Origin of the sequence: Bradyrhizobium sp. 142 (genome assembly GCF_023074015.1) — a bacterium.
Classification (GTDB): Bacteria; Pseudomonadota; Alphaproteobacteria; order Rhizobiales; family Xanthobacteraceae; genus Bradyrhizobium.
In genome coordinates this window covers 1-7566 of record NZ_JADPKQ010000071.1, presented here as the reverse complement: position 1 = coordinate 7566, position 7566 = coordinate 1, and the positions used below count along the sequence as shown (strand labels likewise).

Here is a 7566-nt window from a genome sequence, read left to right as displayed (position 1 = left end):
CAATGGGGGGTGCCTCCGCAGAGGGGCAGTCGTTATCACGGATGGTGTCCCCAAGAGGAGAGAGCCCTCACCCGGCGCGCGAGACGATGCTTCGCATCGCCCGGTCGCGCCGACCTCTCCCGCAAGCGGGAGAGGTATTCGAGCCCGCGGTTGCGCAATCACCAAAACGGCAATGATTAAAACCGCTTACCATCACATAAAGGGCGTAATCGCACCCGAAAAGTCGCCTGGAGTTCCGCAGCCTTTGCGCCCGGACACATTATTTGGTTTGCCGCGATATTTGGCTTACCTAACAAGGCCTGACGGCCGCATTGGATGGCTTCGTGCTGACCCTGATCCCTCATCTGCCCCGGCTGCATCGCGCCGGCCGGCGGGCTCTGGCCGCGCTGTGCGCCCTGGCTTTCGCCTGGGAGGCGAAGCCGGCGGCGGCGCAGGGCAAGCTCGAGGCGCAGTATGAGGCGACGCTGGCCGGCATTCCCGTCGGCAAGGGCGCCTGGAACATCGACATCCAGGACGAGGTGTTTTCCGCGGCGGCCTCGGGCGGCACCTCGGGGCTGCTGAAATCGATCGCCAACGGGTCCGGCACCGGCGCCTCGCAGGGGCGCGTGGTCAACGGCGCGCTGGTCGCGACCGGCTACCAGGCCTCCACCACCACCTCGAAGAAAACCGAAGAGATCCGCATCACGCTCGACAAGGGCAATGTGAAGGACTTTGCGATTCTGCCGGAGCCGCCGGTCGATGCCGATCGCATCGTCGTCACCGAGGCGCATCGCCGCGGCGTCTGGGACCCGATGACGGCCTCGCTGCTGCGCGTGCCCGGCACCGGCGATCCCCTGTCGGCGGAGGCCTGCAAAAATTCCGCGCCGGTGTTCGACGGCCGCATGCGCTACGAGCTCAAGCTCGATTTCAAGCGCATGGAAACGGTGAAGGCGGAAAAGGGCTATCGCGGCCCGGTCGTGGTCTGCTCGCTGTATTTCGTCCCCGTCGCCGGCTACATCCCCGACCGCCCCGTGATCAAATACCTCGCCGCCCAGCGCAACATCGAGATCGCGTTTGCGCCAGTGGCGGGCACGCGGATCCTGGTCCCGTTCTGGCTGAAAGTGCCGACGCCCTTGGGCCCGGCGATGCTGGAAGCCACCAGCTTCATCACCTCAGCCCAGCCGCCCAGAGTCGCCAAGACGCAGTAGGCGCGGCCGCGTAGCCCGGATGGAGCGAAAGCGAAATCCGGGATTCCCGCCCGCGGCCCCCCGCATTCCGCTGCGCTCCATGCAGGCTACGGTTTCCGCCCCCCGTCATTCCGGGGCGCGCTCCCTTTGGCGCGAGCTATGATGCGCAATTGCGCATCTGAGAATCCATCAGGCCGCAGAGATCGTTGTGCGATGGATTCCGGGCTCGCGCTGACGCGCGCCCCGGAATGACGGGGAGGAGATTTTTGGCCGGTAAACAAGCCCGTCATTTCAACGACTTACCTACTGTGCATGGGGTTGTTTTCACGCTTTTGGTGTTGGATGGTCCGCCCACGTGAATCCATTTGACTCCTCCCCGATTCTGATTCGACTCCGCGCCGTCCCCAGCTTTAAGAAACCCGCCACGCAAACGCCGCTTGTGCGACAGCGCGAAACTCCATCTAGTGCGAGGCAACCAACGTCCCGCGACATCTTGCGTGAACGGAACAGGACTCAACACGCCGTCAGCGATTCGGCCGCGATTCGTTCTGGAGTCGTTCCGAAGCTTAAAGCCAACGGGAAAAGCGTCGCAAAGTGAGACAGTTGCGCGAGGATTGGGGAGCGTCGCCGTATTCTCCGCTGTCATGCCCCGGCTTGACCGGGGCATCCAGTACGCCGCGCCCTCTCGGCTTGATCTGCGCCGCCTCTGGAATACTGGATCGCCCGGTCGAGCCGGGCGATGACAGCGGTGTGTACGCACGATGAGCGCTTCGCGCCATCGCCCCAAACAGCACTGACATTCGCCCCAAATCGCCATTACCTAATCCCCTACATGCCTTTTTCCTCCTCCCCCTTCGCCTCCGAGCGCGCCCCCGGTGCTGGCGTCACTGCAGTGCTCGGGCCCACCAACACCGGCAAGACCCATCTGGCCATCGAACGGATGCTGGCGCATTCGTCCGGCATGATCGGGCTGCCGCTGCGGCTCTTGGCGCGCGAGGTCTACAACAAGATCGCCGATCGCGCCGGACCCGAGGCCGTCGCGCTGATCACCGGCGAGGAGAAGATCAAGCCGAAGGCGCCGCGCTATTGGGTTTCGACCGTCGAGGCGATGCCGCGCGACCTCGACGTCTCCTTCCTCGCCGTCGACGAGGTCCAGATCGCATCTGATCTCGAGCGCGGCCACGTCTTCACCGACCGCATCCTCAACCGCCGCGGCCGCGACGAGACGCTGCTGCTCGGGGCTGCGACGATGCGCCCGATCATCGAGCGTCTGTTGCCCGGCGTTTCCATGATCACGCGGCCCCGGCTGTCGCAGCTCGAATTCGCCGGCGACCGCAAGATCACGCGCCAGCCGCGGCGCACCGCGATCGTCGCCTTCTCCGCCGATGAAGTCTACGCCATCGCCGAGCTGATCCGCCGCCAGCATGGCGGCGCCGCCGTGGTGCTGGGATCGCTGTCACCGCGCACGCGCAATGCGCAGGTGGCGATGTTCCAGAACGGCGACGTCGATTATCTCGTCGCCACCGATGCGGTCGGCATGGGCCTCAATCTCGACGTCGACCACGTCGCCTTCGCCTCCGACCGCAAGTTCGACGGCCACCAGTTCCGCCGCCTGACGCCGTCCGAATTCGCGCAGATTGCCGGCCGCGCAGGGCGCGCCACGCGCAACGGCACCTTCGGCACCACCGGCCGCTGCGCGCCGTTCGAGCCCGAGCTTGTGAACGCGCTGCAGAACCACACTTTCGACAGCGTCAAGGTTTTGCAATGGCGCAATGCCAGGCTGGATTTCGCCTCGCTCGGCGCGCTCCAGGTCTCGCTGAACCTCGCCCCCGGCCACGAGTCCCTGACGCGCGCGCCGATCGCCGAGGACATGCGGGTGCTCGATCACGCCGCCCGCGACGTCGAGGTGCGCGATATCGCGCATGGCAAAGCGGCTGTGGAACGGCTGTGGGAAGCCTGCCAGGTCCCGGATTACCGGAAGCTGTCGCCGGCCGCCCATGCCGAGCTGGTGACCACGCTGTACGGCTTCCTGATGCAGAAGGGCCGCATTCCCGACGCCTGGTTCGGCGCCCAGATCGACCAGGCCGACCGCGTCGACGGCGACATCGACACCCTGTCGGCGCGGATCGCGCAGATCCGCACCTGGACCTTCGTCGCCAACCGGCCGGACTGGCTCGCCGACCCCGAACACTGGCAGGGGATCGCGCGGGAGGTCGAAAATAAATTATCGGATGCGCTCCATGAACGCTTGACTGAGCGTTTCGTTGATCGTCGGACCAGTGTATTGATGCGCCGCTTGCGGGAGAACACGAGCTTGAATACGGAAATCGGCAAGACCGGCGAAGTCATCGTCGAAGGCCATGTCATCGGCCGCCTCGATGGCTTCACCTTTGCACCGGATGCGGCGGAAGCCGGCTCGGATGCGAAAGCCTTGCAGGCTGCCGCCCAGGCGGTGCTCGCCGGCGAGATCAATGCGCGCGCCGAAAAATTGGGCAATGCGCCGGACGAGCAGTTCGTGCTGACGTCCGACGGCACCATCCGCTGGACCGGCGATGCCGTGGCGCGGCTGACCGCCGCAGACGAGGCGCTGCATCCGCGCATCCGCATCATCTCCGACGAGCGGCTGACAGGCGCGCCCCGCGACAAGGTGCAGGCGCGGCTCGATCTCTGGCTCAAGACGCATATCGAAAAGCTGCTCGGGCCGATGTTCGAGCTGTCGAAAGCGGCTGACGTCACCGGCATTGCCCGCGGCATCGCCTATCAGCTGGTCGAGGCGCTCGGCGTGCTGGAGCGGCCGAAGATCGTGAGCGAGCTGAAGGATCTCGACCAGCCATCGCGTGCCGTCTTGCGCAAATACGGCGTCCGCTTCGGCGCCTATCACCTCTATTTCCCCGGCCTGTTGAAGCCCGCGGCGCGTGCGCTTGCCGCACTGCTGTGGGCGCTGAAGCAGGACAATGTCGATCTGTCGTCGCTGTCAGGCGCGCAGCATCTGGCAAGCTCGGGCCGCACCTCGTTCCCGGTCGACAAGCAGCTGCCGCGCGATGCCTATCGCGTGCTCGGCTACAAGCAGGCCGGCGAGCGCGCCGTGCGCGTCGACATTCTGGAACGGCTCGCCGATCTGATCCGCCCGGCGCTGTCGTGGCGCGAGAATTCGCCCGGCGAAAAGCCGGCCGGCGCGTTCGACGGCCGCGGTTTTGTCGTGACGCAGGCGATGACCTCGCTCACCGGCTCGGCCGGCGAAGATTTCGCCTCGGTGCTGCGCGCGCTCGGCTATCGCATGGAGAAGCGCGCACCGCTGCCGCCGAAGCCGGCGGCGCCTGTCGCGGAGACGGTCGCAACCGAAACGTTGCCCGCCGAGGGCAGCGCAGAGACGTCGAGCGAGACCTCAACCAAGATCGCAGCCGAGGCCGTTGCCGGCCTCCCGGAGGAGTCGACTGCATCCACCGAAGTCGCCGCCGAGCCGGTCACGGTCGAAGACGCGCCCGGCATGGAGCAGCACGACGAGCCCGCACCGGAAGCCGGGCCGGCGTTGGAAGCATCAAGCGAAGCCCCCGTCACACCGGAAGACGCCCCTGGCATCGCGCCGCCGGCTGAAGAGGCCGCCGCGCCTGAGGAGGTTCCGAGCCTCGAGGCTGCACCCGCAGAGACCGCCGCAGCGGAAGCCGCCACATCGGCCGATGCCGCTGCGCCTGTGGAACCCGCACCTGCGGAGCCCGAGCTCGTCGAGGTCTGGCGTCCCGCTGGCCGTCATGAGGATCGCAAGCCGCGCCACGAGCGCCATCGCCACCAGCGTCACCACAATCAGCTGCGTGCGCAGGACGGCGCCCAGGCTGGCGCTGCACCGGCAGAGGGCGAAGCGGCGCCGGCGGCCGATGGCGAGAAGCGTGGCGAGCGTCATCGCCATGGCGGTCATCGCAGGGATGGCGGCAAGGATTTCCGCAAGCCTCGCGAGGGCGGCGCCGAAGGCGCGCCGCGCCAGGAGGGACGCGAGAACCAGGGACGCGAGAACCGCAGCTTCCAAGGTAGAGATCAGGGCAAGGATCGCGACAAGGATCGCGATCGCAACAAGGGCAAGTTCGGCGGCGATCGCGACAAGGGCCGCGACAATCGTGGCCGCGACCGCGACAAGGGCCGCGACCGCCAGGGCGGTCCCTCGCTGCGTCCCTACGCATCGAGCGCGAATCCGCGCGAGCGCGATCGTCCGATCGATCCGAACTCGCCCTTCGCCAAGCTCGCCGCGCTGAAGGAGCAGCTCGCGGGGCGCAAGGAATAGCCAAGCGGAAGGAAGAGGAAGAACGCCCACGACCGAACGGCAGCGCCTCGACAAATGGCTGTGGCATGCGCGGGTGGTGAAGGCGCGCACCTCGGCGGCTGAGCTCGTCGAAACCGGCCACGTCCGCATCAATGGCGTGCGCGAGAAGTCGCCGGGGCATGCGGTCAAGATCGGCGACGTGCTGACGATCGCGCTCGATCGCACCGTGCGCGTCCTGAAAGTGGCCGCCTTCAATGAGCGCCGCGGCGATGCTGCTTCGGCGCGCGTGCTCTACGAGGAGCTCGGCGAGGCCAAGCGCAACTAGAAGCGCAATTAATTGCGCGTTACATTCATTTCTTGGTCGATCACGCGCGGAAAGCAGCCATGATCGGCCGCTCCCGACCTTGCGGCGCCGGGCCATCCGCGCTACGCAAGCCGCGACTTTTAAAAGAGCTTTTCGGAGCGTTGGATGACTTACGTCGTCACTGAAGCCTGCATCAAGTGCAAGTACACCGACTGCGTCGAGGTCTGCCCGGTCGACTGTTTCTACGAGGGTGAGAACATGCTCGTCATCCACCCGGACGAGTGCATCGATTGCGGCGTGTGCGAGCCGGAATGCCCCGCCGACGCCATCAAGCCGGACACGGAACCGGGATTGGAAAAGTGGCTTTCGGTCAACGCCGACTACGCCAAGAGCTGGCCTAACATCACCCAGAAGAAAGAATCACCCGCCGACGCCAAGGAATTCGACGGGATGGAAGGCAAGTTCGAGAAGTATTTTTCGCCGAACCCCGGCTCCGGCGACTAATTCAGGCTCAAACTTAACCCTATTAGCTTCAAACGCGCCGAAAACCAGCCCTCAAGACCCCTAAATCATTGATTTTTGCGGGAAATGTGCTATATTGGGCACATCAAGCTGAACCCCGTCAGCCCACTTGGCCCCTCTGGGTTCCCGTGAAACCAAATGTCGAACAGGGGCGTGGCAGTTTCCGCGCGCAGGCTGTGTCACAGAAAACGCGTAAAAAGAGTACTTCAGCGAGGGCTTCCCATAAGGAGGCCAAAAAAGTCGCCGCGGCCAGCCGTAGCGCATCCAAGGGTCGGGCCGCTGCCAAGGCGCCGGCTGCAAAGTCCTCGAAGAACAAAAGAAGCGCAATGCCTCATAAGACTGCCAAAACTGCCGCGAAAGCGACCGTTTCCAAGCCTGCTGCCAAGGCTGCCACTTCCAAGGCTGCCACTTCCAAGGCTCCCGCTCATAAGGCTCCCGCTCACAAGCCTGTTGCTTCGAAGGCGCCTGTTGCTGTCGCCCCTGCCAAGGCCCCCGTCGCTGCCAAGCCGGCCGTGAAGGCCGCTGCACCCGCGCCGAAGGTCGAGGAAAAGAAGGTCGTGACCCAGCGCCAGGGCTTCAAAGCCAACGAATTCGTCGTCTATCCCGCTCACGGCGTCGGCCAGATTCTGGCCATCGAGGAGCAGGAGATCGCCGGTGCCAAGCTCGAGCTGTTCGTCATCAACTTCATCAAGGACAAGATGACGCTGCGCGTTCCGACCGCGAAGGTCGCCAACGTCGGCATGCGCAAACTCTCCGAGCCCGCGCTGGTCAAGAAGGCGCTCGAGACGCTCAAGGGCCGCGCCCGCGTCAAGCGCACCATGTGGTCGCGCCGCGCCCAGGAGTACGAAGCGAAGATCAATTCTGGTGACATCGTCGCGATCGCAGAAGTGGTGCGCGATCTCTACCGCTCCGAATCGCAGCCCGAGCAGTCCTACAGCGAACGCCAGCTTTATGAAGCGGCGCTCGATCGTCTGTCGCGCGAGATCGCGGTGGTGCAGCACTCGACCGAGACCGAAGCGGTCAAGGAGATCGAAGCCCAGCTCGCCAAGAGCCCGCGCCGCACCGGCGCCAAGGCGGAAGCCGCCGACGGCGAGGCCGATACGGATGCCGAGGGCGATGCCGACGACGCCGATGGCGCCACGGTCGCCGACGAGGCCGCGTAAGCGTCTCTCGCGTCCATCATCGCAACAAATCAAAAGCCCGGCCGCTCGGCCGGGCTTTTTTTGGTGTGCCGAGCATGTTCGACAGCTTGGAGGTGGAAGTCCTTTACCCAGCCTGATGGCGGCGAAGGGTTAGCGAAGCGCAAGGGCGTCATCGCGAGA

The 7566-nt window shown here is 65.3% G+C and carries 4 protein-coding genes and 1 pseudogene; all 5 read left to right on the top strand.

The window, feature by feature from the left end:
* Nucleotides 1–377 precede the first annotated feature (377 nt).
* Nucleotides 378–1187 carry a DUF3108 domain-containing protein gene (locus IVA82_RS07385; RefSeq protein ID WP_346658703.1) on the top strand — a complete coding sequence of 270 codons (810 nt, stop codon included), beginning with the start codon at nucleotides 378–380 and terminating at the stop codon, nucleotides 1185–1187.
* Between the two features lie 811 nt (nucleotides 1188–1998).
* Nucleotides 1999–5439 carry a helicase-related protein gene (locus IVA82_RS07380; RefSeq protein ID WP_247383529.1) on the top strand — a complete coding sequence of 1147 codons (3441 nt, stop codon included), beginning with the start codon at nucleotides 1999–2001 and terminating at the stop codon, nucleotides 5437–5439.
* A 34-nt stretch (nucleotides 5440–5473) separates the two neighbouring features.
* Nucleotides 5474–5743: pseudogene (locus IVA82_RS07375) on the top strand (RNA-binding S4 domain-containing protein); the annotation flags it as partial.
* A gap of 144 nt (nucleotides 5744–5887) precedes the next feature.
* Nucleotides 5888–6226, top strand: coding sequence for a ferredoxin FdxA (fdxA, locus tag IVA82_RS07370; protein ID WP_027545217.1), 339 nt, complete (start codon nucleotides 5888–5890; stop codon nucleotides 6224–6226).
* 344 nt (nucleotides 6227–6570) lie between these two features.
* On the top strand, nucleotides 6571–7407 hold the full coding sequence (locus IVA82_RS07365; RefSeq protein ID WP_247383527.1) for a CarD family transcriptional regulator: 837 nt from the start codon (nucleotides 6571–6573) through the stop codon (nucleotides 7405–7407).
* Nucleotides 7408–7566 lie beyond the last annotated feature (159 nt).